Annotated in this window: 1 protein-coding gene; it reads right to left on the reverse strand. The window is 69.2% G+C overall.

What is annotated here, in order from left to right:
- Positions 1–245 precede the first annotated feature (245 nt).
- Positions 246–920: a nucleoside/nucleotide kinase family protein gene (locus ACIPLC_RS38270; protein ID WP_400477678.1), complete on the reverse strand. Its 675-nt coding sequence runs from the start codon at positions 918–920 to the stop codon at positions 246–248.
- Between the last annotated feature and the right edge of the window lie 91 nt (positions 921–1,011).

Consider the following 1,011-nt stretch of genomic DNA (forward strand, 5'->3'; position numbering starts at 1 on the left):
GGGCTTCCTTCATCCAACTCGCCGGTGTCTTCTGCGGCTTGACGCCCCGTCCGACGTTTCAAACTCTAGCCGATCCCTGCTCCGAAAAGCGAATCCGCCGCAATCCAATAAAACGAGCACGCCGAAATAAGAACCAAGCCGCGACAAAACGCGACCCAGCCCAGACCGGGAAGTGGTGTTTCAAAAGGATTGGCCGCCCCGGGACCGTCCGCGCAGATGCGTGTCCGGTGCTCCCTGTCAAGCGACTAGAGAACACTACCCCTGTCCGGCGTCTCGGGCAAACCGCTGCCGGGGACGGTCCGGGTGCAGAGTGCGCGGCCGGCTTTCACGTACTCGCCGTTGGGGTGGTCGTTGCCGGTCACCCAGTGGCGGGCGGTGGCCTCGTCGCGGCCGCCGTCGCGGTGGCGGCGGAGCAGGCGCTCCTCGCGGAGGGCGTCATCGGTGTCCACGTACCAGAGTTCACGCAGCAGGCGGCGGGCTTCCGGCCACGGGGTGTCGGTGGAGGCGAGGTAGTTGCCCTCGGTGATGACGAGGCGGGTGTGCGGGCGGACGACGTGGCGGGCGGCGACCGGTTCGTCGAGGGTGCGGTCGAAGTCGGGGACGTAGATGTCCTGGAAGCGGTCGGCGGCGATGCGGCGCAGCAGGGCGACGTAGCCGTGGGCGTCGAAGGTGGCGGGGGCACCCTTGCGGTGGGTCAGGGCGAGGCGGTCCAGCTGGGCGGCGGACAGGTGGAAGCCGTCGAGCGGGACGTACGCGGCGCTGCCGGGGCCTTCGGCGCGTTCGATCTCGGTGACCAGGCACCGGGCCAGGGTGGACTTGCCGGCGGCGGGCGGGCCGGCAAGTCCGAGGATCGTACGGGCGTTGCTGCCCGGGCCCCGGAGGAAGCCGAGGGCGAGGGCGGTGAGGCGGTCCTCGTTCATTGGTAGTTGGAGGCGCAGTGCCCTCGCGGGCCTGGTTCCTCCGTCCCCTTTCAATCCGTGCGTGCGGTTTTCCCGCACACGGCTTACCGAT

The organism is Kitasatospora sp. NPDC086801 (assembly GCF_044745805.1).
Lineage (GTDB): Bacteria > Actinomycetota > Actinomycetes > Streptomycetales > Streptomycetaceae > Kitasatospora.

What these genes read in the sequence shown, in the direction of transcription:
- ACIPLC_RS38270 (WP_400477678.1), bottom strand. Translation starts at nt 920, where the DNA reads ATGAACGAGGACCGCCTCACCGCCCTCGCCCTCGGCTTCCTCCGGGGC.